This is a genomic window from Pseudovibrio sp. M1P-2-3 (assembly GCF_031501865.1).
Taxonomy (GTDB): Bacteria; Pseudomonadota; Alphaproteobacteria; order Rhizobiales; family Stappiaceae; genus Pseudovibrio; species Pseudovibrio corallicola.
This window is the reverse complement of the sequence record NZ_JARRCW010000001.1, coordinates 1582128-1607876: the sequence shown is the minus strand read 5'-3', so window position 1 is coordinate 1607876 and position 25749 is coordinate 1582128. Positions and strand designations below refer to the sequence as shown.

The window sequence follows — 25749 nt, the reverse complement described above, 5'->3', positions numbered from 1 at the left end:
CTGTGAGTAATCCGGGTCGGTGATGCCGGTTCAAACTTACCGCTGAACGCAAGGCCTAGATCAAGTATTTTGCAGGTGATTTTTTAATGTCTGGGAAAGCTGGGCACGAGGTTCGCTTGATTGTGCCGATTTACGTCAAACCCTTTGTTAAGCGCCAGAAAAACGCTCTTTGATAAATCAACTCCAACAACGGCAAGGTTCTTCATGGTTGCGTCCCTCTTTTTCCAAAAGCTACACTCTGCTCTGTATTGCAGAAATACGCCGGGAGAGGCATCTATTCCATCACTACCCCTTATAGTCTCAAGAACATTCAGTGCATTAACCGCCAACGTATGGGTTCAACTAGTTGGCCTACCATGTCGTTATCCACCTTTGGTCCATGCCGTGATGAAATTTGACCATCAATAAACACTGTACCCATAGGTCCAATAGTTAGTTTCTCGTGAGTGTCTGCGGTGTCTTTTTGAACATTACGATTTGGGTCAAGGAACTGCGACACGAACCATGTAGCTGGATGGTTTGGCGTTTTTCGTACCTGTTTTTGAACACGCTTGTACCACCATTTCCATTTCACCGGTTGCAGGTTTAGTCCTGCCCTACGTGCGGCTTCAACGACAGTTTCAGCCGTTGGAGCAGAATACTCAAAGATATGGGTTGGCATTTGAACTTCTTTATCTTCAAACACGGCCTCCAAGATCATCGAGGAAGCCCGGTTCACGTTAATCCAAATAATACCAGCCGGTAAGTCTGGAACCGCTCTAACTTCTTTGGCTAACTGAATAAATGCTGTTCCAGAGTTCCGGGCATCATAATAACCCGTATTAGAATCGCCAATGATCAGGCCAGGACGGTGCCAGTTAACATTAAAGCCACGTTCCCTAGCCTGAGCGAGTATTTGCTCACAAACCCATTTTGATAGAGCATAACCCGTATTCATTGGGGGATGGTCAGATAGGGAAGTTGTTTCCTCAACCTTACCTGATGCAATACCGGCAAACACACCCATCGTTGAGATAAAGTGTAACTTCTTAGGACGACCTTCTGTCATGAGTGAGAGCAGGTTATAAAGACTGATCACATTGGGGCAGCGCAGTGAAGAATAGGGCTTTACAGTGTTCACCTCTGCTCCATTGTGCAATATAAGGTCTGTTTCTTCGCAGAGCTGGTTCCAAAGCGAATCTGATAAATTGAGTTTGGGCTCCGAAAAATCTCCATTGATGACCTCAATTCGCTGAAGTGTTATGGCAGATAAGTGTTTAGGTTCGACACTCGACAAAGCAGTGAGAAGGCGAGTTCTTGCGTGTTCTGGAGTGTCTCCTCGCACCAGGCATTTTACCTTTGTATTCGTCGTAGCCAATAAGTCTCGTAGTAGGTAGCGGCCAAGAAATCCCGTAGCTCCTGTAAGTAAAACGGTGCTATCATCTTTTAATGTTTCTGGAGTTCCTTTTTGCGGAGGAGGGAAGCCTTCAATACGGTTGATGTCCTTTCGGGCAAGAGGAAGACCAGACCTTAATGGCTCATCAACACCAACATCCAGTCTTTCTGCAAGCTTTGAAATAGTTGGATATTCAAATACTGTTGCCACGGTCAACTGGAGCCTAAATTGGCTATTAATTTGTGTCACCAGCCGGATAGCTTGAATAGAGTCGCCGCCAACTTTGAAGAAGTTTGTATTCACCCCGATCCTCACCAAGCCGAGTACCTGCGACCAGATGGAGCTGAGTTGACGCTCCACATCACTGCGTGGTGCGGAATACGCCTCTTCACTTAAGACTACCTCTGGCGCAGGAAGTGCCTTACGGTCCAGCTTGCCGTTGACCGTTAATGGTATCGCATTCAGCTCGACAAAAATACTTGGCACCATGTAGTCGGGAAAAGTTGAGGACAGGGCTGCGCGTAGGGTTTGGGTAAGTTCAGCCCGCTGTGCTGTGTAAGGAATGTTGCTGAAGAGCTGATCCGAGGTGGTGATATGCTCAAACAGATGGTCAGTGAAGATTTCCTGCACCTCCGTTTCTTTGAGTGGGCGGAACAGGAGTGTAAATTGATCTGCTTTTCCAGACCGAGGATCCAGGAATATCTCCAGACTCTGGTGATTGTCCCTTGCAAAACTATGTAAAGCCTCAATGTCCAGAATACCATCAGCCTTAAAGTCTACAGTTGTCAGAACCTCGGATACCCGCGTCAAACTGGGTGCGGCCCCTTCTTGATATAATGCTTGACAATTAGCCCAGACCCGTTTGTTGGGATAACCATCAATGATCAGACCGCCTCCAGACATGTGATCTTGCAACCAAGAGCTAAGGTTTTCACTCTGCGAATAGCTGAAGCGGGGAAGTGTCAGGACTGGTATAGATTTGGCAGGTGCCCGATCAATCTTGAGGATGACATCGTAGCGGAACCGGTTCATCTCATGGTTTGCGTCCCCGCGCTTGGGCAAGATTTGGACATGTGAAACAGCAGGATGATCTGTGGTGAGTTTGATAAAATACTCAGGGTTAAGCAGGAGTTCCTTATCTCGATAGGCCAACCAGCGGGCCCGTTTTTGGGCCTCACCCAATCGGGATTCGGGGGCCAGATACGCCTGAACTGCGAAGTGGAAGCTCTCCAGCAGGCGGTGGTCACGCACATCGCCAATAAAGATTGTTCCATGGTCTTGAATGCAACTGATTGCATCTTCCAATACCTGCTCGAAATAAGCTAGGCCGGGGAAGTACTGTACGACCGAATTTATAACTACAGTATCGACTGAAGTATCTCTACACAGCGTGCCAACTGCGTCCGCATCGCACACAAGTCCGGTGATCTTGTCGGCTTTGCCAAGTGCGACAACCGTTTTCTTAAGCCGAGAGATTGCAGCTTCGGAAAAATCCGTGGCTGTATAGTGCTCGCATACGTCTAGCAGTGGGTAAAGCAACAACCCCGTACCACAGCCGATTTCCAGAATATGCTTTGGCTCAAGTGCTGTGATGCGTTCAATCGTTGCCGCTACCCACTCCCTCATCCCACTTTCCAGGATGGGTTGGCCTGTAAACGAGCTTTCCCAGCCAGCAATGTCAAAGGTTTTGTCCTCCGCTGTATCTCGTTCATAGGCTGATTGATACAGTCCTTTCCAAGCCTCAACAGCGTCTTTGGTATGGGTGCTGAGCAGTGTCTGTTGTGCCTCTTGCGAGGGCACATAGTACGCCGCCAGATACTGGCTTTGCTCCGCTCCCGGGCGAGTCTGGGCCACAACCACCGCTTGTTTGACTTGCGCCTGTGAAGTCAGGGCCTGTTCGACTCCACTCAGCTCAATGCGATATCCTCGGATCTTGACCTGAAAATCTGTGCGGCCAACATACTGTAAGTCTCCGTTGTCGAGCCAGCGGACCAGATCACCGGTTTTATACAGCCGGGTGTGGCCATTGGTGAGGTCGTCTTCACAAGCAAAGGGATTGGCAATAAAGCGTACGCTGGTCAAGCCTGGACGGTTCAGATATCCTCGGGCCAGACCGACCCCGCCAATGTAAAGCTCCCCAAATGCGCCAACAGCAACCGGCTCAAGATAAGGGTCGAGTACATAGCAAGTGATATTGGCCAAAGGTTTGCCGATGTTGGTATTGCTGTCGCCAGTTTTATAGGGATGCCTCGATGCGCAAACAGTGCTTTCCGTCGGCCCGTACGCGTTGATCAGGGTTCGCCCCTTTGACCAGAACTTCATCACTGATAGTTCGCAGGCCTCTCCCGCAATTACCAAAGTCTTCAATTCTGGAATTTCGCGATGCGACAGTACTTTAAGTAATTGGGGTGGGACTGTAGCCAGTGTAATTTTGTTGTTAACCAGATACTCTGAAAACTTAATATTCTCAGCCTGCAATACTTTTGGACAAATATACAAAGAGGAACCGGTTACTAATGGGGCAAATAATTCAGAAACAGATGCGTCAAAACCAAACGAGGCATATTGCAGCACATGGTCATTCCCTACCAGACCGAGGGTAGATGTTTCATTTTGGGCAAGGTTAATAACCGATTGCTGTGCTACCATGACTCCCTTGGGTTTTCCGGTTGTACCTGATGTGTAGATTACATAGGCAAGGTTTTGCGGACCGCTGATTAACCCCAAGTTGGCGCAGCAACACTCCTCAAGTGCGTGCTTGTCGTCTATCGCGATTATGCGCGGTGGCTTGCTCATCTCCTCTATCCAGACCCTCAACTTTGGGGCATGACACAGTTGCGTGAGCAGCAGCGGGACACGGCTGTCTGTCAACATGAAACAAGCCCGAGCCTTGGGATAGTCCGGATCAATTGGAAGATAAGCTCCCCCGGCCTTGAGCACCGCTAGAATACTGACTACGTTCCCCAGACCGCGCTCCAGAAAAAGTGCGATCAAGGTGTCAGGGCGAAGCGGCTCCCCAGCGTGAGCTTGATAGTCCCGGCAGATGGCGTGGGCCAGTTGATTTGCCCGAGCATTCAGCTCGAGGTAAGTGAGTGCTTCGTCTTCAAACGCCACGGCAATACGTTCCGGCGTTCTTAGAACTTGCGCCTCAAACAGATCAGTCAAAGTCTTGTCTTTGGGGTACTGAGCGTGTGTTTGGTTCCAGTCGCGTACCACCAGATCGTATTCTCGCGATGGCAGCAGCGTATAATCAGAAACCGGTAGCTCCGGCGCTGCAACGATGCCAGTGAGCAGAATTTTAAAGTGCTCAGTAAAACGCTTGATCCTAGCCTGTGTGAACAGACTGGTCGCATATTCGATCCGCCCTGTGATCGCCTCCAGACTTGCATCCATAAACAGACTCAGGTCGAACAACGCGCGCTTGAACGTGTCGTACAAGGATACGGGCTCTACTCCTTCGATTTGCTTTCCGGGGAAACTTTGCAGGCTAAAACTGTGTTGAAAAATGGGATGACGGCTGCGGTCCCGTTCAACTTCCAGAGCACTGACCAGCAGTTCAAACGGGATATCCTGATAGTGCTGGGCTTCACTTAAATACAGATGTACAGTTTGCAGCAGATCTGAAAACGACTGCCGCCCCGCCACCTGTACCCGCAATGCAAGCGTGTTGACGAAAAAACCGATCAGGTTTTCCACCTGCGGGTAGTGCCGGTTTGCTGTGGCCGCGCCAAATACAATATCGCTCTGTCCGCTGGTACGGCTGAGCAGCACTGCGTAGGCACTGCGTAGCAACGTGTCGAGACTGACCCTTCGCGCCTTAGCCAGTGCTCGAAGTTTTGTCGACAAGCCCGCATCCAGCGCAAAGGTTACTGCATCCCCCTTGTAGTCAAACTGGGCAGGGCGCGGAAAGTCCGTTGGGAAGGCAAGCGTCTCATAGCCGGCCAGACGCTCTTTCCAGTAGGTCAGTTGGGTGTGAAGGCGCTCACCCGACAGGTAGCCGCGCTGCCAGACAGCAAAGTCCTTATATTGGATCGTCAGTTTCAGAAGTTTCAGTGGGGCCCCATGGACGTAGTGGTGGTAGAATAGGGCAAGATCGTTCAAGAGGACCTGACTGGACCAGCCATCAAACGCCACGTGGTGTAAGACCACTAGAAGATAGGCCTGCTCGCCGACAGTATAGATAGTAGCCCGGATTGGAGGCTCTCTCTCAAGGTCGAAGGTCTGGTAGATCGCGCCTTTGAGGGCGTCTTCCCATTCAGTTTCCTCCAAAAAATGTTCATTTACTAAGAAAGGAGCTTGGCAAACTTTCTGATAATAGGTCCCGTCAGCATCTTTTATAAAATGGCTGTGCAAGGCTTCGTGGCGGGCAACTATGGCAGCAAGACTGACTTTTAAGGCGGTACAGTTCACCGTTTCCGACAGACGGAACAGCCTAGGGGAATGATAGGCGCTTATGCCTCCCTCATACTGGTCAATAAACCACAGACGCTCTTGGGCAAAGGACAGGGGATACTGCGCCTTCTCGGCGGCCTTCGGGATGACTAGTTGGGCTCTTGACGTGTGGCCTAGAGCTTCAGCCAAAGCCGCGATCGTGCGATGTTCAAAAATCGCTGCCACTGTCAGTTGATGCCCAAGTTCTTGATTAATCCGTGTCACCAGCCGGATAGCTTGAATAGAGTTGCCGCCAATTTTGAAGAAGCCTGTGTTTACGCTGATACGTTTCAACCCAAGCACCTGCATCCATATGTTACAAAGCTGGCGTTCCAGATCATTTTTCGGCGCAACATACGCCTCTTTACTCAAGGCCGTCTCTGGATCGGGAAGGGCCTTACGGTCCAGCTTTCCGCTGACCGTCAGTGGTAAGGCCATCAGTTTGATAAATACACTGGGCACCATATACTCTGGAAGGGTTGAAGACAGGACTTTGCGTAAAGTGTCATCAAAGTCTGCCCCATCGCATGCGGGATCTGAGGGTACATAGTAGGCAACCAGATACTGGTATTGTTCCGACCCAGTACGGGTATGGACTACGACCAAGGCCTGTTTGACTTGCGGCTGCGAGGTCAGGGCCTGTTCGATCTCACCCAGCTCAATGCGGTATCCGCGGATTTTGACATGAAAGTCGGAGCGGCCGACATATTGTAGGTCGCCATTATCAAGCCAGCGGACTAGATCTCCGGTCTTATATAATCTGGCACCCGCCCTTCCAGAAAATGGATCTGCAATGAACCTCTCCGCAGTCAACCCTGATCGCCCTACATAACCGCGGGAAACTTGAAGTCCTCCGACTACGAGTTCACCTAGCACACCAAGAGGAAGCAGTTGGAGATGCTCATCCACGACATAAGCTTCTGTGCCGGAAATAGGCGATCCTATTGGGACAGAGCCACCTACAAAATCTTGTGGCACTCGAAATCGAGTTGCGCAAACAGTATTTTCCGTTGGGCCATAGGCATTTATGTAATCAAATAGTTCTGCTGCCTGTTTGGAAGCATCTGGCGGCGCTATATCCCCTGCGTTTACTAAGCACTCCAGCCCAGATGGTTTAGCTTTAACGATATCCTTTAAAAAAAGTGGAGGGAGAGTAATGGCCTCAATTCTGTGACTATCAATAAACTCAATAACGTCTCTGCCGCTGTTTCGGACTTCGTTGGGAATAGTAATCAGGCTACCTCCACACCAAAATGTCATTAAAACTTCCGATATTGATGCATCAAACCCAATGGATGCAAACCAGCCAACCCTCAACGCTTTGCCACCAAGAAAGTCTTCCCCTTGGAATTTTGCAAGCTGCACAGCGCACTGGTGATTTACCGCAACCCCCTTTGGCCTCCCTGTGGAGCCGGATGTATAAATTACGTATGCGAGGTTATCCGGTGAAACGATCGGTTTCTGATGCGCAGGTACAAACGCGTAATTTGAACTAATCTTAAAACTAACCTCCGGCGCATCTAAACAAATAAACGTAGTGTTCAGACCTTTTATCGCAGGCCTCAGTTTCTCAATAAAAGGGCTGGCTGTCACGATTACTTTCGCTGCAACATCCGACACCATGAAGTTGAGACGTTCCGCAGGGTAGTCAGGATCAAGGGGCATATACCCCCCTCCTATTTTAAACAGAGCAAAGAGCGTCGTAATTAGGTCTACTGACCTTTGTAAACAAACTCCGACAACCATTTCAGGTCCGACTGCCAAACCAAGTAAGTACTGAGCCAGATGGTCAGAGTCCTCATCCAGTTGCGCATAGGTTAGGCTCTTCTCTCCTTCTAAAAGCGCTATTGAATCCGGTCTCATGTGGGCTTGTTTTACTAATAGGCTAGTAATATTTGCGGCAGGAGCTTGATCCATTTTCGCAATATTGAAGGTTGAGGTGACCAGTTCTATTTCTTCCTCTCCCAGTAATGGGAGCTCCCACAACTCAGTTTGTGTACTGCTGACCATTGCCGCAAAGAAGTTCTCGAACATAGAACCAATATGTTGCGCAGTGCTTGCGTTAAACAACTGAGACGAGTACGTTAGCTCACCAATCAATCCTTCGACAGTTTCCGTTAACTCTAGACAAAGTTCAAATTTTATTTTTTCAACTGGAGTTTCTCGGTAGGCGCAAGCCGAAAGGTCGCGCAATCTTATGTCGCCTTCACCCTCTGGCGTATTTTGTAGAACGCATAAAACTTGAATAATAGGTGCGTGTCCCATTGAGCGATCGGGTGCAATAGCATCAACTATGGCTTCAAAGGGAATTTCAGAATGTGAGAACGCATCAAGAGTTATTTCTCGGTTTAATTGCAATTGCTGAAATACAGTTCGGTCTAGATTTATCCGTTGGCGAAGGGCAACTGTGTTGACGAAGAAGCCACAAAGTCTTTCTAGATCTGTCTGCGATCGCCCTGCGACCGCAGTACCCAGTACAAAATCATCTCCAGCGCCAAGACGGGATAGTAAAACAGCAAACACTGTTTCAATAACCATAAACAGAGTTGCATCAGCTCGCTGACTTAACTTCTTTGCTTCTTCTATTATCTCAGTTGGAATAGAGATTGGAACAGCGCCGCCTTGATAGTTCATTGCGCTAGGTCGCTGCCTGTCAACTGGTAGATTGATTGTAGAAGGTAGTCCTTGTAACTCCTCTTTCCACCATTCGATATCCTGTTTTATCTCTTTCCCTGAATATGTCCTTCGTTGCCACACTGCGTAATCGGCATAGTGCATAGGTAAATCTAAAATATTTGCCTTCTGCCCGCCCAGCTCCTCTTCATAAAGCGCTTCTAATTCAGAATATAAAACGTCCAAAGACCAGCCATCTAAAATGATGTGGTGGCCTCCAATTATTAGAAGGTGAGATCCATCAAATAGTTTTATAACAGTCGCCCTGAAAACTGGGCCTGTCTCCAAATCAATCGGACGAGCCAGTAGACCGCTGATGCGAGCTTTTATTCCCTCTTTATTTCCAGAAAAGTCTTCTTGAATCTCCAGACTGAAATTTGCAGTAGTGGGAGATATGATCTTCTGGTGAGGTACTCCATCCTCACCAGCGATGAAAACTGTTCTCAAACTCTCATGACGGACAACTAGCTTTAGCAGCGCTTTTTCCAAAGCTCTTAAGTCAAGGTTACCTTTCAGATGGAATATTGGTTCCACATGATAGGCAGTACCCGCGTTCTTATCGAACTGATCTAAAAACCAGAGGCGCTCTTGCTGATAAGACAAAGGAATGAGTGAGCAGCCCCGTTTGAGTGGTCCGCTTTGAAAGTTAGTGCATGGTTGGCCTTTGGTCTATCGGAATAATGACTTCCGGAACTGGAGGGCGGTAGCCCAGAGCACTATGCGGTCGTTTGGTATTGTAGTGTTTCCTCCAGCGTTCTATGATTATTTGAGCTTCATGTAGCGAGTAGAAGATTTCTCCATTCAATAATTCATCACGCATTCGCCCATTGAAACTTTCGCAATATCCGTTTTCCCAAGGCGATCCTGGCTCAATGTAGGCTGTTTGGGCTCCGACGGATTTGATCCACTTTTGAACCGCCTCCGCCACGAACTCCGGGCCGTTATCTGAACGAATATAGGCAGGTATGCCGCGCAGGATAAACAGGTCCGTCAGCGCATCGATGACTTCGCTCGCATTCAGCTTTCGCTTCACCCGAATAGCAAGGCATTCACGCGTATACTCATCCAAAATATTCAACGTTCTGAATGCCCTGCCATCATCAGTGCGATGATGGACAAAGTCATAGGACCACACGTGATTGCGATACTGTGGCCGGAGACGTATGCAAGACCCATCATTGAGCCAGAGCCGCCCCTGTTTCGGTTGCTTTATGGGAACTTGCAGCCCCTCCCGTCGCCACAGACGTTCAACACGTTTATCGTTCACTTGCCATCCAGCCTCTCGGAGCAAAGCGGCAATGCGACGGTAACCGTAACGGCCATATTGGCGTGCCAGCTCAATCATATCTGCAACCAGCTGATCTTCATCCGCTCGCCCTTTGGGGAAGCGACGCTGTGTGGAGCGATGCTGACCAAGAACACGACAAACACGCCGCTCGGAAACCTTCACCTGACTGCGTATATGGTTAATGCAGGCTCTGCGACGAGCAGGGCTCAGAAGTTTCCCTTTGCAGCCTCCGTAAGGATCAGCTTGTCCAATGTCAGATCAGAGACCGCACGGCGCAAACGTTCATTTTCTTTCTGCAGCCGCTTCAGTTCCTTGAGTTGCTCCGTACCCATTCCGCCATACTTCTTCTTCCAACGGTAATAGGTTTGCTCGGTAACGCCGATCTGGCGGATCGCATCCAAGCGCGCCATTCCTTGCCCCATCAGGACTTCAACTTGCCGCAGTTTAACGACAATCTCTTCTGGTTTGGGTCTCTTGATTCCCATATCGAGTCCTCCGTTTTCCTAATCATAAACGTGGACCACTTCTTTGGGGGAGGCTCAGTCACGTGCACGGGCGTGAGCCAAAACAGGAACACCTAACTTCATATTTACAACCGGCGAGTATGATGTACCGCACCATCAGAAATATAGGGGTGTTCTAAAGCAATCATGTCCGCACCGCCTTGAACTATAAGATTTGCAACGGGAGAAACCTGTATTTTCCATCGAAAATAACTCATAAAGCCAGCAGAATTGACTAGCTTCATTTTAAGCATGTATTTTGGCAATATAATGAACATTTGGTAGATTAACATTGACTGTGCTGTCTAGGCGCAAGCCTTGTAATCAGAATATCTCCGTGGCGATACTGCCTCTTTCACAATCTAAGAGTCCATTTAAGAATTGTCTTTTCGTGCAATTCTCCTCACCATTGCGATGCTGGTTCTCCGTTTTGATGGTGGTGCAAACCTGACCTCAAAACGAAAATGAATAGCGCTTTATAACTTTTTCATTGATTAAGGGGCTTTTGATTACTGCTTTGCAAACAGCCTCTCAATCTCCGCCCCTATCTCAGGCTGGAAGCCCCGCGCTTCGCGCTCGTACACGCCCTTACTGCCCATATAAGCGCGGTATCAAAGCTATTAGCTCAGAGTCTTGAAGAGCCAAAGACAAAGTCATATCATCCCAATAGTTGCACTTACCGATAATGACTACCTTTAGCAGTAACACCCGCATTGTGATGTATTGGTGTTATTTGGAAAAGAGACGGTTCACATGCCGACCCCAGCCTCCCGTGACGAGTTGCTCAACGCAATTGAAGTGAATTTTGCAAAACTGTTCAAAGACCTAGAAACAGTCCCGGATGCACGATGCCGGGAGGCAACGCTTGAAGGACATGCCAAAGGCACAATGATGGATGTGCATAATCTGGTTAGTTATCTGGTTGGGTGGAATCATTTGGTCCTGAAATGGATAAATCTTGATGCTAAAGGCGCACCTATTGATTTTCCAGAAACAGGGTTTCAATGGAACCAACTCGGCCTGCTTGCTCAAAAATTCTACTCAGACTACGAAAACACCGCCTTCGATCAGCTTTTAAAAGACTTCAAAGGCGCCAAGCAGGAGATTGTCAAATTCATTTCAGATCAGTCAAACGAACGCCTCTACGGCTCAAACTGGTATGAGAAATATACCTTAGGACGTATGATCCAGTTCAACACTTCATCGCCTTATGCCAATGCACGTACAAGGCTGCGTAAGTGGAAACGAGCAAACGGCATAGCATGATTGTGGTGTATACCGGCCACTTTTATATTGTTTTCGCTCAATCGGCACTCCACAACTACAGGTGTCAAAGCAAATTTATCCTCGGTAGAGTGTGCGCATTCGGCCTCGCTGATCTACCGTTATTAGATCTGAGCTTACCATCCCTTTTGTGTCAAACGCAGGCAACATGTACCCACGCAAGGCAAAGAATTCCACGCTTCACTGGCTTTAATATGTAGCCCCAGACATCAGGCGCACATCCAGATCCAGTGCTGCAAGTTCTCTGATAAAGCGGGTATTTTTTGAGTTTATGAGTGGGTGATGGATGGACGCCTCCTATACAAGTAGTCATGACACCACTTTGGTACGGTAAAGCCTGAAAGGGGCGTCCCAATACTCATTTTATGAATCCTAATTCCATGTCAAAAACATACCCGCTGGTATTACTCGTTATCCTTTTGGGAGGCATTTCTCCCTCACCTAACCTGCCGTGTATCCACCGTCAGCATAAAGAATATGCCCCGTATAAAAATCAGAGGCGCGCGAGGCAAGGAACAGCAAGGGGCCTGCCAAGTCTTCGGGTTCGCCAAGGCGCCCCTTTGGGACGCGGGTTAGAAAACCTTTACGTACTTCCTCGGCGGTATCATTGTCTTCGAACATCCATGCCGTCAAAGGAGAACGGAAGACCGTCGGTGCAATTGCATTAACGGTTATTCCTGTTGGACCTAGCTCGCAGCCCAATGCTCGGGTGACCCCGTTTATGGCTGCTTTCGAGGCGCAATAAGCGGTGTACCCCGCAGGATGACCCAAGATGCTGCGCGCAGAACTGACGAAGATGATCTTACCGTATCGGTTGTTTTTCATCTGCGGTACCGCTGCGCGGGCAAGCAACCAGCTTTGGGTCACGTTGGCCTCCATGATTGCATGGAACGTTTCGGGGCCCATCTCATCGATCAAAGCCACTTTGTTCATACCAGAAGCAACAACGAGGATATCGAGTTTTCCAAAGCTGTTGACCGCTTCCTCGACCAAGGCTTGGCAAGATTTCTCATTGGTCGGGCGAGAATTTACCGCAACGACGGTGCTCCCCAGTGCCTCGCATTCAGTGGTGATCTTTTCAAGAGCCCCTTGATTACCCGTTGCCAGAACCAATTTGCAACCGGCCTCTGCCAGAGTACGCGCTGCGACCTGTCCAAATGCCCCTGACGCCCCAGTAACCAATGCAATATTTCCTCTTATATCAAACATCTTGTGGGGATCAGACATCTTATTTGTCCTTAGTCTTCTAGAGGGTCCAGAATGGTAACAGGCGTCTTGTAAATGTGGTTTGAGCCAGTTCAGATTGTTCGCACTTAATCGATTGTTTGGCCGGAGTACTCTTAGAACTCCTCTCCAGATTCAATACGATACATCTGTTTCTTGTCGATCATCGCAACGAGACGAATGATACAACCATCTCCGCGATCCCAGTTCCAAGGGAAGAAGGCAAAAGTACAGCGCTTACCGGTGACAGCATCCAGATCACCTCCAACGTTCTCAATGCCTAGAATACCTTTTGAAAACAACATATTGTGCACTGGTTCCCATTCTGGGAAATCGACATTCCACGGTGTTCCTCCCGACCATTCAAGATACTCTTTTTCTAGATGAGGTAAGATCGGTCCATTGCGCTGGGGGCCAATGGCAGTTGCTAATGGATGGTCGTTTGCTTGAGTGTCGTGCCCAACAACTTTCACACCTTTCTCGATCATCCACTCAGCCGCAGAAGGTACCAGCCCTGGGCAGTAAGCAAAATAATCTCCGTCTTCGTATTGTTTATGCCAACCTGTATTGATAAGCAGAACATCCCCTTTACGGATTGCGTGGCCGCATGCCTTGTCTAAATCTTCACCTGTAATCTGCTCCCATTTATTTTTGGGAACGGATACGACTAGGCCAGAGCCGAAGAAATGCGCGAGGGGCACTTCGTCTATAAATGGAGTTCCTTGTACAACATGTGCGGGGGCATCAATATGGGTGGTAACGTGCATAGTTGTCGTAATTGTTTGCGACAGGACACCGGATTTTGCCATATAGTGTTTCCGGTTAATCTGTACATCTTCAAAATACGGCCAGTTGGGGCATTGGAAACCATATCTATGGCTTAGATTATAGAACTCCAGACCCATACTATTGTCGGTATCCCCCTGAAACTCAATGCCGCGAATTTCAACCATCGGGTATGCCTCCTTTGCATATTGGGAAACTAGTGTCAGTTTAAAACTGTACATGCAAAGACATTGCCATCTATGAACACGCCTCAGATTGAAAGGGTTTCATAAGTTATGGCAATGCAGGTTTACAGTCACCTATCCGGCCCGGTTGTGCGGTCTTTACCTCTGGCCTAATGGAATTCGTAGACCAACACCCAATTAAGTTGACACGCTCAAAGCTCCGGCAATGCCACAGGTTTAGTTGGTCTCTGTTTCCCTTGTTTTGTGCCCCAAGAATCGCCTAGTAATTATCTTCATTTTTGATAGACCTCAGCGGCGAGTTTGTAGCGATGGATTTCGATTTCGAGAATTTCACCACATTGATTAAGTATGCTGACAGCGGTGTCAAACTCACTGATAGGGCAGCCGGTCTAGCCAAGTCTATCAAGGACCTTGTAGGTTCTTCTAAGACGCCGGGCGACCAAGAGCTTAAAGCTCTTGTCGTGGAGCTGATGAGTGAGGTTACTGATGCGAAGCTGGCGAATGTTGAACTGAAGACGCAACTTCTGACGTTGAAGCAAGCCGCGGTAAATGCGCAGACCAAGGCTGACGAATTTGCACGCTATGAGCTTTGGGAGACGCCAGCCGGTCAACATGTGTATCGCCTTAAAGAGCAAGCCGCCAAGGAAGAATCCACGCATTACCTTTGCCCAACTTGCAAGGAAGACGGTATCAAAAGCATCCTTCAGGGACATCAGAGCTCTAAAGGCTGTCAGAGGTGTCAAGCCTGGTTTGATTTCCGAGGGCATGACGTTGAAACCTCCACTAAACGGACGCGCCCCAAAAAGTATTATTGACTTTTGCACCGTTGCCTCCTCACTAGTCACTGATTATTAGCATATGCTCCGTTTTCTGGCCTATTCTGCTCCTTCAAGGCAGGCTTATTTAAAATCAAAGCCTGTGACCTTCCCCGCCGCCTCTGTGGCAGCTTTAGGGTCACCCTTTACAAAGACCAGTACATTCTGGTGTGTCTTTCCCAGCTTGCGCCCTGCTTCAAAGGCCCCGCGAGCCCGTAGAGGCAACGAGCCTGCTTGCGTTACCAAAATTGCATCATTGTAGAACTTGAGCCCTGCATCCTGGCAGGCTGTGATTGTATCCTTCACAAAGCCCCGGCTGATCCCGTGACGGTCTCTAAAGTCGCCGACGACAACAACTGCAAAGCGGTCTTGTTTAAGCCTTGCCGCTGATTGCTTCATTGCTGCCCTGAAGGCCCCTAAAAACACGTCATAGGGCATGTTTGATAGGTCTGCCGGGTCTTGTGAATATTTCTCCAAATCCCCATAGGGCGGGCATGTCAGGATAAAATCAAACTGCCCGCGTACATGCTTATAAAGCTGTACCGCGTCCCCTGCTTTCCATTTTGGCTTGGGTTTAATGCCGATCACATCAGCTTGCGCGTCGTTGGCCTCTACCTGCTCAGGCCTAAGGTCTACCCCTGTGTAGTGACGCCCCATAAAAGACGCCACCAAACCACGAACAGAGCCCCCCGCGAACGGGTCCAATACCTTCCCTTCTGGAGGGCAAAACCAAGCATAGCAAAGCTCAGTCAAAACAGGATCAAAGATACTCTTAGAAGCCCAAGAGCCCACAGGCCCAGTACCCCCGTTGCTCTCTTTCCATTTCTGCATAGCGTTTTTGTAACCGCTTATCAGGTTGTCCTTGCGCCCTTCCCCGCTATCAATGCCAAGTTCAAGCCATTGCTTCTTGCGCTCCTGCCATTCACCCGATCGGGCACTCAAAACAGAAAACGGAGGTATTATAAAATCACGGCTTAGCGCCCCACTACTCATTCCAATGCATCTCTATGCTTGATGCTCTGGGCACTCGTGTATGGGCTCTATTGGCCTCAACTGATTTAATGTGCCGCAGCGGCGACACTTGATCTCTACTTTGCCAGAAATTGCGCCCTGCTCGCTTTTAAACAGCAAGGCATTACACTTACCACAACGGGTTGATTCCACTTTAATTCTCGGTGCATATAGCGTCCCTGCTCATTTTCGCAGTGAGTAGCATTGGCGGGAGCGGTAATATGCTAAGTCTTATCGTGCGGGCTTGTCGTCATAAACTTTGCCCGTAGCTTAGGAGGTTGCACCCTCCAAGCCTCTCGCCTCATTCAGCAAGATAATAAAAAGCCCCTGCCTTTCTCCAGTCCTCCAGATAGTGAGGTGGGTACTTTGACAGGGGCGGATTAAACGCTAGGAGATCAACTCTAGCGGCCCTTGCCCGTTATCTGGGAATCATCTGATAATGTTAACTCAGATAGCTACGAAAAGGAGAGGCCGTTCCAATGCCACTAACCAACCTCCTTGTACCCACCTACGCTCAAATGCTGCGAGGGCTTTCGGGTTGGCTCGATAAGGCACAAAAGCAATTGCCGAAAGCAGAAGCCGAGGCTTTGTTATCTGCGCGGCTTGCGCCTGATATGTACCCCTTGTCGTCTCAAGTTAGTTTTGCCTGCTTCCAAGCTCTGGAAGCGACATACCGACTTAGAGGTGAATCTGTGCCGGACGCATTAAAACAAATTGCCGCCGATGGTCAAAATGCAGCAGAACGCCCTGGTTCAATTGCAAATGCTCAAGGCCGGATTAGTGAAACTATCACGTTTCTTAATACTCTTGATGCAAACTCGCTTGATGCTGGTGCGGAACAGCAGATTTCGCTTGAGCTCCCCACAGGTATGATTTTTGACATGACAGGTGAACAATATGCGCGGGACTGGGCACTGGCCCAATTCTACTTTCATCTGATTACGGCTTACGCGATCCTGCGAAATCAGAAGATTGAACTAGGAAAAGCTGATTACGTGCCACACATGTTCGCTTACCTTCGCCCCGAAACAATGCCGCAGGATTGAATGTACTACTCCTGTTCAACAACATAAGCAAAAGCCAATCAGCTCCCTGAATGGTCTTTGCTTATGGTACTCAACACTGTCGTTCATACCCATCTCTCTAAAGGCTGGCCGTCCTGTTTTAGAGTGGGTTTTGATGAGTACAGCCTAAGCCGCAAGTGTTCTCATCTTATCTGAATAGATACCCGATTTAGGCCTAAACTGTCCAACCAATAATTCACTTGCAAATGTTGTATTTTGCATTCTATTACAAACACTTAGCATAATATCAGCTAGAGCCTTATGCAGCCTGTAATGCGCTGTAGATTTTGCTAGTCCTATCTTATCCAAAATGCGCTTAGGCTGGATCTTATAGGCATAGCAGAAGACCATGACAGCCAAGGCTTTTCTGTCTTGATCTTCCTTGACCAAGCTTAGCCAGTTCCATGGCTCTTCCATTCTTGAGATTGCAGCAGCATCTGGCCTTGCCATGTTTCGCGCCTTCTTCTCTGCATCTGTCAGTTTCAAGGCTACAGATTGAAGGGCTGCCTCCCACTGCTCCTCTTGCCCCGGCTGGCTATCAGGCCAAAAGGTTCTAGGCTGCCCCGGATAGGCTCCCCTCACCTTTGCCAAACGCATCACCACTTGGGCCTCAATCAGTCTATCTAGGATAACAGCTTCTAGAGCAAGAATGTCGCTCATATGGGCTCCTTAAAATGGAAGAAGTATGCTAGCTGAACTTAGCAGATTTCCCTCAATTTCGCAGCAAAATTAGCTCCAATAGAACCGTTATTCGGCATCACCAACCGCCCAAATTTACCTGCCTGCATCAGCAACTTTTAAGTTAACACTTTGGCCGCACACAACTCAAAATTAAGCTTCACACAAGTTTCAGCTCCCTAAGTGACTGTGCAACTTTGGAGTTTATTTAATGCCTAACACAGCACCAATTTCCTATCCGGTCATCGTTAATGCTAACGAACACGGCGTAGTTTCAATTCGAGTTATTTTTCAAGACGCTGATCTTTTGGATGGCCACTCCCTCATTTTGAATAATGACGAAATGATCGGCACAGGTACTGTGATCGATGACGACACCTTCCACTACGATCCGGGCACAGCCTTTGACTATTTAGCTGCAGGCGAAACGACAACAGACACCTTCACTTACACAGTGACAGACAGTGCCGGAGAAAGCTCCAGCTCAACAGTTACAATCACAGTCACCGGCCAGAACGACGGACCTGTAGCTGTTGCTCTGGAAGCCGAAACCGATGAGAATGCACCTGTTGTTGTTGCACCTGAATTTACAGATCTGGACACCAACGACACCCACACTTTCACAGTAGATACGACCGACACAATCGGCTTAGTGATCATTAATGAAGACGGCACGTTCTCTTATGATCCAAACGGTCAATTCGACCACCTGAACGCAGGTGAAACCGCCACGGATACTTTCACTTACACCGTGACAGATAGCCAAGGTGAAAGCTCGACTGAGACAATTACTGTCACAGTGAACGGGCTTAGCCAAAACACTCCACCAACCACCTATCCGGTGGAAATGGAAGTTAGTGAAGACGGTACAATCAAATTCCGCATCATCTTTGAAGATCCAGATGTATTTGACACCCATACCTACTCAGTGAACACAGACGGTATGGAAGGTGTCCTGACTGAAACAGAGTGGGGCGTATTCCTCTATACCCCAAATCCCGCCTTTGATTATCTGGCCAATGGTGAAACAGCAATCGACACCTTCACCTATACGGTGACAGATAACCACGGTGGCAGCCATACCTCCACAACCACTATTACTGTTATCGGCGAAAACGACGCCCCGGTTGCCTCAAGTATGGAAGTGACCACCACAGAAAGCTCTGCAATTGATATCACGCCTGACTTTGTGGACCCTGACATCAACGACACCCACACCTTCACCGTGGACACAACCAGCACCACCGGCACTGTAATCATTAATGATGATGGCACCTTCACCTATAATCCAAACGGGCAGTTTGATGCTCTGAACAACGGTGAAAGTGCAACGGATACATTTAGTTATACGGTGACGGATAGTGAGGGCGAGAGTTCTACAGAAACCGTTACGATTACGGTTGAGGGGGAGAGTGAACTTTCAGGAGTTCCGTTCAAGCTAGTTGCCTCGGATGGTGAAGAAAATGACCTCTTTGGCAAAAGTCATGATTTGAACGACCATGGTGTTGTGGTCGTTGCTTCTAACGCCGGCACACCAGCCGGTGTGATCTACGTCTATACTCCTGATGATGATGGGTATAGTGAAGAAAGAATTGTACCTTCAGATACTGCAGGTATGAGTGCTTTCGGAAGACCGGTTGTTGTTAATAATTCCGGTGTCATTGCAGTCGGTGCGCGTGGGACGAATATCGATCAGGTCGAAAGTACAGGTGCGATATATGTCTATACGCCGCAAGAAGACGGTGGCTACTCTGAAGTGAAGCTAACCGCATCTGACGGTGAGTATAGGGACTACCTAGGCCATATGTTATCGATGAACGAGAATGGGGTGATTATTGCTTCTGGCCCAAATAACGAACCCGATGATATTTATATCTTTACTCCTGATGGATCAGGTAACTATACGGAAACAAAACTTCCTGCTTTTTATAGTGATACTGATACTGACATTGTCAACGATATCACTGTGAACGATCAGGGCGTTGTGTTTGCTGGCGGGTCGGGTGAGATAGTTCATATATTCACCCCCGATGGCGCAGGTGGCTATACGGAAATGCAGCTGGCTGCATCTTCTCCCAATTCCCAATTCGGGAGAAACGGGTATGTTCAAGCCAATGGAACTATTGTCGTTACTTCAATAAGCTCAATCTTTTTCTTCGAACCGGATGGAGAAGGAAATTACAGTGCTTCCAGATTAGCTACAGGATCGGGTTTTGGCGGATACGAATTTTCTATTAACGATTCTGGAGTGATTGTAGTGGGTGCACCCAGCTATAGTTTCATCTCATCCTCCTTAAATAAATATCAAGGTGTCGCCTACGTTTATGTGCCCAACGAAACTGGGGGGTACGACCAGATCACACTTTCCGCATTTGATAAACAGCATTGGGACTTCTTCGGGCAATCCGTTTCGATCAATGAAGATGGGATTATAACCGTTGGCGCTTGGTATGACGATGATAAAGGCGAGGATTCTGGGTCCGTCTACATCTTCGTGCCAGATGAAAACGGTAACTACGTCGGTGCTGACGGGACAGTCTATGAGCCCTCCGACACACCTCCAGTGATGCAGACTTACGGTGTGGTCCCTCTTGAGTTCATCGGTAACGACGCAGCAGAGACATTTCTAGGAGGTGATAGCGCTGACACCATCAACGGCAATGGCGGTGACGACATCATCACTGGCGGCGCTGGAGATGATCAGCTAACAGGTGGCACCGGAAACGACATCTTCGTATTCAACGCTGGCGACACTGGCCATGATATCATCACAGACTTTACAGCAGGTGCTGGCTCTGAGGATGTGATTGAGTTTGAAACTGCTCAGTTTGCTGACTTTGATACTGTTCTTGCAGCAGCCGCTGATGTTGATGGGGATACTGTAATCACCATTGATGCTGATACCTCTGTTACGCTCACTGGCGTTCAGGTGAGTGATCTGCATCAGGATGACTTCTTGTTCGTTTAAAAAAGTTTGGCTTTATAAGGGATAATTTTCCTTAGTAGCAAAGCGAATAGACCCCGTTCAAATTGAGTGGGGTCTTATCCCTCATAGCAGCGCGCCCTCCTCGAATGACCTGTTCTCATGGAAAGTTGTTGTTGCCCCGTTCCAGTAGACCTGAGCTTTCCTGTTCGCCTGCCCCATGCGCACTTTGTCTGCGTGGAGTTCGGCTATTCCTTCCCATTCACCGCAGCGTTGTTGCCATTCAATGTAGGCCTCTGAGCCTGTATCCAGTGGCTCATTGCGCTTTAGGGCGTCTTCTGGTCTGTGAATGATAATAACGTTATCGGCCTGCTGTTCTACTGCGCCGCCGCCATAGAGATCGTCTCTCTTGATCCTTTGCAGCGGGTCGCGGGCTTCGCGCTTGTCGTGGGCTATGGCAATGACAGGAATGCTCAAGTCCTTCGCTATAAACTTGCTGTATCCCACCACATACTCACAGCGAGCGGGTAGCTTGTCCGGTGCGTTCATGCGCTTATCGTCTACCGCTGTCATTTTGATAGAGTCCAGAACAATCAAGGAAAGTCCCATTCGCGCCTGCATGGCTGCTGCCTTCCTGTGCACCTTCTCAATGGTGTTGGTTGAGCCCGCTGAGAGATGTAGGGGCATTCCCTCAAGGCTTTGAGCTGCTATGTAAAGCTTCTCTTCCTCTTCTGCTGTGAGGTTTCCTGTTCTGATTTTATAGGTAGGAATCTGGGTGATTGCTGAGAGCCTGCGTGAACTCATCTGATCCGCTGTCATCTCGTTTTGCTCATAGAAGACAGGCCCTGTGTTGAGTGCCACCTTCTCACAAACACCATAGGCAAGAGCTGACTTACCAACGCCGGAGGGAGCGCCTAGAACCAGAAGTTCCTCAGGCATAAGCCCGCCTGCAAGCAAGTCATCAAGAGGCTTAAAACCTGTAGGGATTGCCAGCCCCCCCCCGACCCTTGAGCCTCTTTCATCTGCTCATAGACATTCATAGCGCTTGCATGAACAGTGACAGGGCCTTTCTCTGCCCCCTCATCTGCTATCTTTTGAAACTCTGCTGCTGCCTTGTCTGCAATCTCAGTGGCTTTTAAGTCTTTACCTGCCAAGCTCTTTTGCAGCATGGCTTGCACGTTCTGGAGCTGGCCTATCTTGTGCCTGTTCACCAAAGCCTTGCCACAAGGTCTTCCTCTCCCTGATAGGGTGCGCCAGCCTCAACCAAGTGCAGGTCAAAACCTCCTTCTTTCAAACAAGAGGAAAGGCCAATCCAAACCGCTTTCCAGATAGGATCAAAGAAGTGTTCAGGGCTGAGCGTGTCAGCAACTTCCCAGTAAAGGTCTGGGGTTCCTAGAAGCCGCGCTAGGGCCTGCTGTTCAACGGATACTAGAGTGTTCATGCAGCCACCTTCTCAAACTGCCTGACCATGGCTTCATCAAAGCTATATACAGAGCTGGTAGGTACGCACAGGTTGAGTTTAACCCGTTGAAGGGCATCCGCCGTATTCATAGGAACTCAACGACCACAAACCGCAGGTGGACGAATGAAGAGTTCGAAGCTGTCTTTACAATCCTACCAAGGCACATGACGCCTGCCCTACTGGCAGAGGTCTCACCCTACATGGCTTGCGTGTAACTTATAGTAGTGAGCTTAAAGAGCTGGGATTTTCTCACGAGGAAGTGGCTGAGGCTATTGGCGATAAATCAGTAGCAATGGGCAAGCATTTCTCTCACAGGGCAGAAGCCCGCAAATTTGCCGAGAGGGCGATAAAAACTCTATCCAACAAGAACAGCTTATGAACAGAAATTGCCTAACACTGAGGATAAAGTTGCCTAACATGCTTGACTACAAGCGGGAAATGATAGAAAAGCCCTTTCAACACCACTGGTTAGGCGTCGTGGCGGAGTGGTGACGCAGCGGATTGCAAATCCGTGTACACCGGTTCGATTCCGGTCGACGCCTCCAACCTCTTTTCTTCCCCTTGATTTTATTAATTTATTTAGCGTTTATTTCCCACTTTTGGGGAACCTATAAAAAGTGGGAAACTTTCAACGGAAATTACTTTAGTTCCGTTATCTACAAATTTCTCCACAATGAACTCAAACAGACAAATACCTACTTCTCTACTATTATAGATGATATGGCGGACACGGAGGGATTCAATTAGAAATTGAACCGCAAAACTGAAACAGTAATATTTTATATATTACAATAACTTAACATAATTACCTACCTATATATAACCATATGAATTTAGAGAATGTTATGTAGTTTGTTATGTAATTATGCAGCTGGCTGATTGATTATATACACCTACACAAAAGTAAAAAAATACAGTCAGTTCTCAATCTATAAACGGTTCTTCAATCACCACATTCGCTTTTACAATTTTATAGTTTCCATCACTTATCTTGCGCATTTTTTCTACTTGTTCTTCTACGAATTCTTTGGTGTTACAGCCATATATTTCACTTCTAAAATAAGGCGCATTTTCAAAGGACACCTCTGTAGGTTCTCCATGAATTCCAATATCTATGAATTTTTTTGTAACGCTATTAACAATGTAAAATACGCTTTTGTCGATCAATCGAGTTTTTTCTTCCATATCTGAACCTTTCTTTTTACTTTACCAAAAAAAGGGGATTTTCCTTTAGTTTTACTCTTTCCAGTCCAGCATTTATTCACTCCACATGCGCCCAAGCAATCGCATATGGAGCATCACTATTACTGTTCTCATCACGTCTAGAGTAGACATCAGCCCAGTCAAGAATAGTATATTCTTCGTTCTGATGCTGGAATTGAAAATACCCATCACTCAACTTCAGAAGAATAGGAACACTATTCGGGCAGTTCTCCATATCAGTGTGCCAGTTAATATCGCTCACGCTATTTTAAGGCCTTATTGGGATTGTTGATTTCGACTGGCATAAACCGGCCATCAAGGAACTCTTTGAACGGTCGGCACCAAAGAGGTCCTTTTCCCTCCACTGAGTGGTATAAAATACCCGGTTCATTTGTCGCTTCTATCTGACAGGTGGCGAACACGGTATATATGCCGCCACTCTTAACGTGCTTCCAGAGTGTTCCAACTTGAGTATCTCCAAGACTGTCAGTGCGTTTTATTTCCATTTCACTCACCTCCTGCTAACTGGATTGCTTCGGTTCTCTCAGCCACAACACAAGCGCCACAATGACAAGAAACGCAGCAACAGCACCGGCTAATGCGAAGCCGAAAAAGATGTCTAGAGTTTCAAGAAGCGCCCAAACGGCTAAGCTGCAAATCATGGTGCGCCACATGTTTCACTCTCCGGCCTTATTGGGATTGTTTGGAAATTGCTTGGATAATCGCATCACCGTGGCAGTGCTTTGGGTGGCAGTAACAAACCAAATCTTTGCCAACGAGGGGCGACAAATCCAGTTTGGGCAGGACCTCACATTTAAAGCGCTCAATGACCTGTTCGCGGGTACCGTGCCTGCCAACTATAAACGGATTGCCCCACGGCGAGCCGCGACCGATATAAACCGCATCGATCGGCGCTGTATTATGGTGCTTGTTATGCACTCGCTGTTCTGGAGCATCGTTACAATCTGGGCAAGGAATACCTTTCTTTTCTTCTACTAATGTGCACTCAACCCAGCCACTATCCCAGCCGCATTTTGCACACATGAAGTGCCCATTCCCATCTCCAGCATCCACGATATGCGCCTTGTTTAGACGCTTGCTACGAGCCTTGGTAGGTAAGTCAAAAAGTAATTCCTGCATATGACGCACCCTACTTTTCATACAAATATATAAAAGCATAACAACTTGACTCAGTCAAGCATTTATTAGACAAATATAAATAAATGCAGGAAAAGAAAGGCACTGCCAAAGTGGTAGGAAAAGTCCCAGAAGATATAGAGAAAAGAGCGCTTATTACGCTCTATAAATACCTGCCCAGTCGAAGCGAACAGATCGCGGCTGCCAGAGCTTGGGGTATCCGAGAACTATTATTCGATGGTGAAGATATCTCTGCGGTTCTAATTGAGGATGTTTCAAAAGTCAGAACAACCAACTGGGCCCCAAAGCTCCCACTGCGACGTGCATTAATGGCTGACTTCAATACCGGAAAGTGCAACAACCATGTTGTATTCTTTGCAAATCCGCTTTGTTTGGGGTGGACTGAAGCACTTGCCAAAGAGCTTTCATCCGCCATTTTGAGCGGTGGAGGCGGAATCTACATCCACGACATGAGCCGACTTTACAAACAGGGCGACGAGTTGGACGCTTTGTGGTCAGAGTGGCAACGCCAACTCACGAATGCCACTCAAGCAGATTATCGCCAGCGAAGAAGATCAAAATAAAAATAAAAACAAACCGCCCTAGATGAAGGGTAACATAGTTTAAAACAAATACCTTAAAGGAATTGATAGGCGTATGAAAAGAGTTAAGCGGTTAAGTGATTATGACGACGAGAAGAAAAAAGAATTTATCTCTAAATTGCTTATACATGATGTTGCTCAGGAAATGTCTGATAATCAGACTGTCATTGAGACTATGAGCAGTGTTATTTCTCAAGTGCCGTTCGCACAAAAAGGGCTGATCTATTTTTTTCAAAACAGAGATCATTTTGGGCTTACTCCAGCTGGAGCTGCGAACCTAACTCATACTTTGGTTACAGGAATGGTAACAGAGTATGCAAGGTGTTTTACAGGTGGGGTTAAGAAAATAGATCCAGCTAAAGTATTTAATGAGGAAGAGCTAAATTTACATGAGGCCTTAATAACTGACCGTTCAAAGTATTTTGCGCATGACGTCAACGACTCTAGGGAGACATACATAAATTTAAAAGTTTCCACTAAAGAAGAGGAATATTACTTTGAACCTACATATAGAAGGACAGAATTTCAAAGTCAGTACATAGAAACCCTCAATAAATTAGCAAAAAAAACTCTTAATCATTTAGAACATGAGAATAAAAAAAACGACCATATACTTCAAGAATACCTTTCATCGCAAACTATAGATGATCTTCGCTCTTTAAAAGACTTTGATTTTAGTGAAAATAAGAGAAAAAATAAATCAAAGCGCCAACCTAGGCATAGGCAATTGTAGTCCAACTAAGGAGACTTCTACACCTTATGCCAACTTCGGAAGGATTGGAGATCCATTTTGCAACATAAATTGATAAATACCTTGGAAACCGCTTCCAACTTGAACACAAATTGGAAGTCTGTAATTTTGGCCGAACTACCAGCTTCTAAGATCAAATTGTTTCGTATTGACCCTAATGGCTTAAGCCCAGAAATCCACGAGAATTATCCAGAAGCATTGTTGGTTATCGAAGGTCATCTGGATTTGCGCCTTGGTAAAGATCTTGTTCGAATGAAAACTGGCGACTTTCAGCTAATACCCAAAGGGACAGTCCACTCCATTGAGCCCGGAGGGCACGGAATAATGCTCCTAATCGATCCTGAGTAGCTCAAG

The 25749-nt window shown here is 47.7% G+C and carries 23 protein-coding genes and 1 tRNA gene; 9 read left to right on the top strand and 15 right to left on the bottom strand.

Annotated features, from left to right (window positions below):
* Positions 1-310 precede the first annotated feature (310 nt).
* The 3 genes from P6574_RS07410 to P6574_RS07400 all read right to left on the bottom strand — a co-directional run bounded on the left by P6574_RS07410 (position 311) and on the right by P6574_RS07400 (position 10524).
* Positions 311-9082 (bottom strand): non-ribosomal peptide synthetase, encoded by an 8772-nt coding sequence (locus P6574_RS07410; protein ID WP_310619725.1) that lies wholly within the window; start codon positions 9080-9082, stop codon positions 311-313.
* A 43-nt stretch (positions 9083-9125) separates the two neighbouring features.
* Positions 9126-10252 (bottom strand): IS3 family transposase gene (locus tag P6574_RS07405; RefSeq protein ID WP_310619724.1). Its coding sequence is split into 2 segments (ribosomal slippage): positions 9126-9988 and positions 9988-10252, totalling 1128 coding nucleotides; the frame shifts between segments, so codons are not numbered across the junction.
* 104 nt (positions 10253-10356) lie between these two features.
* Complete coding sequence (locus tag P6574_RS07400) at positions 10357-10524, bottom strand: hypothetical protein (protein WP_310619723.1); 168 nt, start codon at positions 10522-10524, stop codon at positions 10357-10359.
* A 499-nt stretch (positions 10525-11023) separates the two neighbouring features.
* Between P6574_RS07400 and P6574_RS07395 the strand changes: the two genes are divergently transcribed.
* A complete protein-coding gene (locus P6574_RS07395) occupies positions 11024-11536 on the top strand; it encodes a ClbS/DfsB family four-helix bundle protein (RefSeq protein ID WP_310619722.1) in 513 nt (170 codons plus the stop codon).
* A 459-nt stretch (positions 11537-11995) separates the two neighbouring features.
* Here P6574_RS07395 and P6574_RS07390 read toward each other — a convergent pair whose 3' ends face one another.
* Both P6574_RS07390 and P6574_RS07385 read right to left on the bottom strand, forming a co-directional pair.
* Positions 11996-12781 carry an SDR family NAD(P)-dependent oxidoreductase gene (locus P6574_RS07390; protein ID WP_310619721.1) on the bottom strand — a complete coding sequence of 262 codons (786 nt, stop codon included), beginning with the start codon at positions 12779-12781 and terminating at the stop codon, positions 11996-11998.
* A gap of 113 nt (positions 12782-12894) precedes the next feature.
* Positions 12895-13731, bottom strand: coding sequence for a cyclase family protein (locus P6574_RS07385; RefSeq protein ID WP_310619720.1), 837 nt, complete (start codon positions 13729-13731; stop codon positions 12895-12897).
* Positions 13732-14057: 326 nt separating this feature from the next.
* Between P6574_RS07385 and P6574_RS07380 the strand changes: the two genes are divergently transcribed.
* Positions 14058-14564, top strand: a complete 507-nt coding sequence (locus tag P6574_RS07380) for a hypothetical protein (RefSeq protein ID WP_310619719.1) — start codon at positions 14058-14060, stop codon at positions 14562-14564.
* An 84-nt stretch (positions 14565-14648) separates the two neighbouring features.
* On the opposite strand, the gene P6574_RS07375 is transcribed toward P6574_RS07380, so the two are convergent.
* The gene (locus P6574_RS07375; protein ID WP_310619718.1) at positions 14649-15557 is read right to left on the bottom strand and encodes a DNA methyltransferase; all 909 of its coding nucleotides are present in this window, start codon (positions 15555-15557) and stop codon (positions 14649-14651) included.
* A gap of 12 nt (positions 15558-15569) precedes the next feature.
* Positions 15570-15728, bottom strand: a complete 159-nt coding sequence (locus P6574_RS22075; protein ID WP_405048077.1) for a Com family DNA-binding transcriptional regulator — start codon at positions 15726-15728, stop codon at positions 15570-15572.
* Between the two features lie 326 nt (positions 15729-16054).
* On the opposite strand from P6574_RS22075, the gene P6574_RS07370 reads away from it, so the two are divergent.
* Entirely contained in the window at positions 16055-16621 is a 567-nt protein-coding gene (locus P6574_RS07370) for a DUF1993 domain-containing protein (RefSeq protein ID WP_310619717.1), read from the top strand.
* Between the two features lie 144 nt (positions 16622-16765).
* Here P6574_RS07370 and P6574_RS07365 read toward each other — a convergent pair whose 3' ends face one another.
* Positions 16766-17299 (bottom strand): DUF6362 family protein, encoded by a 534-nt coding sequence (locus tag P6574_RS07365; RefSeq protein ID WP_310619716.1) that lies wholly within the window; start codon positions 17297-17299, stop codon positions 16766-16768.
* 229 nt (positions 17300-17528) lie between these two features.
* Between P6574_RS07365 and P6574_RS07360 the strand changes: the two genes are divergently transcribed.
* Positions 17529-20285 (top strand): VCBS domain-containing protein, encoded by a 2757-nt coding sequence (locus P6574_RS07360; RefSeq protein ID WP_310619715.1) that lies wholly within the window; start codon positions 17529-17531, stop codon positions 20283-20285.
* An 81-nt stretch (positions 20286-20366) separates the two neighbouring features.
* On the opposite strand, the gene P6574_RS07355 is transcribed toward P6574_RS07360, so the two are convergent.
* Genes P6574_RS07355 through P6574_RS07345 form a run of 3 tightly spaced genes read right to left on the bottom strand, consistent with a single transcriptional unit; the run spans position 20367 to position 21681 of the window.
* A complete protein-coding gene (locus P6574_RS07355; protein ID WP_310619714.1) occupies positions 20367-21179 on the bottom strand; it encodes a DnaB-like helicase C-terminal domain-containing protein in 813 nt (270 codons plus the stop codon).
* The gene (locus tag P6574_RS07350) at positions 21155-21451 is read right to left on the bottom strand and encodes a hypothetical protein (RefSeq protein ID WP_310619713.1); all 297 of its coding nucleotides are present in this window, start codon (positions 21449-21451) and stop codon (positions 21155-21157) included. Before P6574_RS07350 ends, P6574_RS07355 begins: the two co-directional genes overlap by 25 nt.
* Positions 21448-21681 carry a DnaB-like helicase N-terminal domain-containing protein gene (locus P6574_RS07345; RefSeq protein WP_310619712.1) on the bottom strand — a complete coding sequence of 78 codons (234 nt, stop codon included), beginning with the start codon at positions 21679-21681 and terminating at the stop codon, positions 21448-21450. Before P6574_RS07345 ends, P6574_RS07350 begins: the two co-directional genes overlap by 4 nt.
* 226 nt (positions 21682-21907) lie before the next feature.
* Here P6574_RS07345 and P6574_RS07340 point away from each other — a divergent pair, with 226 nt between their 5' ends.
* On the top strand, positions 21908-22081 hold the full coding sequence (locus P6574_RS07340) for a hypothetical protein (protein ID WP_310619711.1): 174 nt from the start codon (positions 21908-21910) through the stop codon (positions 22079-22081).
* Positions 22082-22173: 92 nt separating this feature from the next.
* Positions 22174-22247 (top strand) — tRNA-Cys (locus tag P6574_RS07335).
* Positions 22248-22626: 379 nt separating this feature from the next.
* Here the strand turns inward: P6574_RS07335 and P6574_RS07330 are convergent.
* The 4 genes from P6574_RS07330 to P6574_RS07315 form a co-directional block, all read right to left on the bottom strand.
* Positions 22627-22887 carry a hypothetical protein gene (locus tag P6574_RS07330; RefSeq protein WP_310619710.1) on the bottom strand — a complete coding sequence of 87 codons (261 nt, stop codon included), beginning with the start codon at positions 22885-22887 and terminating at the stop codon, positions 22627-22629.
* Between the two features lie 281 nt (positions 22888-23168).
* Positions 23169-23411, bottom strand: a complete 243-nt coding sequence (locus P6574_RS07325) for a DUF1653 domain-containing protein (RefSeq protein ID WP_310619709.1) — start codon at positions 23409-23411, stop codon at positions 23169-23171.
* A 15-nt stretch (positions 23412-23426) separates the two neighbouring features.
* Entirely contained in the window at positions 23427-23579 is a 153-nt protein-coding gene (locus P6574_RS07320) for a hypothetical protein (RefSeq protein WP_310619708.1), read from the bottom strand.
* Positions 23580-23595: 16 nt separating this feature from the next.
* On the bottom strand, positions 23596-24045 hold the full coding sequence (locus P6574_RS07315) for a DUF4326 domain-containing protein (RefSeq protein WP_310619707.1): 450 nt from the start codon (positions 24043-24045) through the stop codon (positions 23596-23598).
* A gap of 83 nt (positions 24046-24128) precedes the next feature.
* Between P6574_RS07315 and P6574_RS07310 the strand changes: the two genes are divergently transcribed.
* From P6574_RS07310 to P6574_RS07300, 3 genes are all read left to right on the top strand, one after another.
* Positions 24129-24626, top strand: a complete 498-nt coding sequence (locus P6574_RS07310) for a hypothetical protein (RefSeq protein ID WP_310619706.1) — start codon at positions 24129-24131, stop codon at positions 24624-24626.
* 73 nt (positions 24627-24699) lie between these two features.
* Positions 24700-25377 (top strand): hypothetical protein, encoded by a 678-nt coding sequence (locus P6574_RS07305; protein ID WP_310619705.1) that lies wholly within the window; start codon positions 24700-24702, stop codon positions 25375-25377.
* A 57-nt stretch (positions 25378-25434) separates the two neighbouring features.
* Positions 25435-25743 (top strand): cupin domain-containing protein, encoded by a 309-nt coding sequence (locus P6574_RS07300; protein ID WP_310619704.1) that lies wholly within the window; start codon positions 25435-25437, stop codon positions 25741-25743.
* The last annotated feature ends 6 nt before the right edge of the window (positions 25744-25749 follow it).

Excerpts from the sequence above, each read along its gene's own strand:
- P6574_RS07400 (WP_310619723.1), bottom strand. The coding sequence starts at position 10,524 with ATGCTTAAAATGAAGCTAGTCAATTCTGCTGGCTTTATGAGTTATTTT.
- P6574_RS07395 (WP_310619722.1), top strand. The coding sequence starts at position 11,024 with ATGCCGACCCCAGCCTCCCGTGACGAGTTGCTCAACGCAATTGAAGTG.
- P6574_RS07390 (WP_310619721.1), bottom strand. The coding sequence starts at position 12,781 with ATGTCTGATCCCCACAAGATGTTTGATATAAGAGGAAATATTGCATTG.
- P6574_RS07385 (WP_310619720.1), bottom strand. The coding sequence starts at position 13,731 with ATGGTTGAAATTCGCGGCATTGAGTTTCAGGGGGATACCGACAATAGT.
- P6574_RS07380 (WP_310619719.1), top strand. The coding sequence starts at position 14,058 with ATGGATTTCGATTTCGAGAATTTCACCACATTGATTAAGTATGCTGAC.
- P6574_RS07375 (WP_310619718.1), bottom strand. The coding sequence starts at position 15,557 with ATGAGTAGTGGGGCGCTAAGCCGTGATTTTATAATACCTCCGTTTTCT.
- P6574_RS07370 (WP_310619717.1), top strand. The coding sequence starts at position 16,055 with ATGCCACTAACCAACCTCCTTGTACCCACCTACGCTCAAATGCTGCGA.
- P6574_RS07365 (WP_310619716.1), bottom strand. The coding sequence starts at position 17,299 with ATGAGCGACATTCTTGCTCTAGAAGCTGTTATCCTAGATAGACTGATT.
- P6574_RS07360 (WP_310619715.1), top strand. The coding sequence starts at position 17,529 with ATGCCTAACACAGCACCAATTTCCTATCCGGTCATCGTTAATGCTAAC.
- P6574_RS07355 (WP_310619714.1), bottom strand. The coding sequence starts at position 21,179 with ATGCCTGAGGAACTTCTGGTTCTAGGCGCTCCCTCCGGCGTTGGTAAG.
- P6574_RS07345 (WP_310619712.1), bottom strand. The coding sequence starts at position 21,681 with ATGAACACTCTAGTATCCGTTGAACAGCAGGCCCTAGCGCGGCTTCTA.
- P6574_RS07330 (WP_310619710.1), bottom strand. The coding sequence starts at position 22,887 with ATGGAAGAAAAAACTCGATTGATCGACAAAAGCGTATTTTACATTGTT.
- P6574_RS07325 (WP_310619709.1), bottom strand. The coding sequence starts at position 23,411 with ATGGAAATAAAACGCACTGACAGTCTTGGAGATACTCAAGTTGGAACA.
- P6574_RS07320 (WP_310619708.1), bottom strand. The coding sequence starts at position 23,579 with ATGTGGCGCACCATGATTTGCAGCTTAGCCGTTTGGGCGCTTCTTGAA.
- P6574_RS07315 (WP_310619707.1), bottom strand. The coding sequence starts at position 24,045 with ATGCAGGAATTACTTTTTGACTTACCTACCAAGGCTCGTAGCAAGCGT.
- P6574_RS07310 (WP_310619706.1), top strand. The coding sequence starts at position 24,129 with ATGCAGGAAAAGAAAGGCACTGCCAAAGTGGTAGGAAAAGTCCCAGAA.
- P6574_RS07305 (WP_310619705.1), top strand. The coding sequence starts at position 24,700 with ATGAAAAGAGTTAAGCGGTTAAGTGATTATGACGACGAGAAGAAAAAA.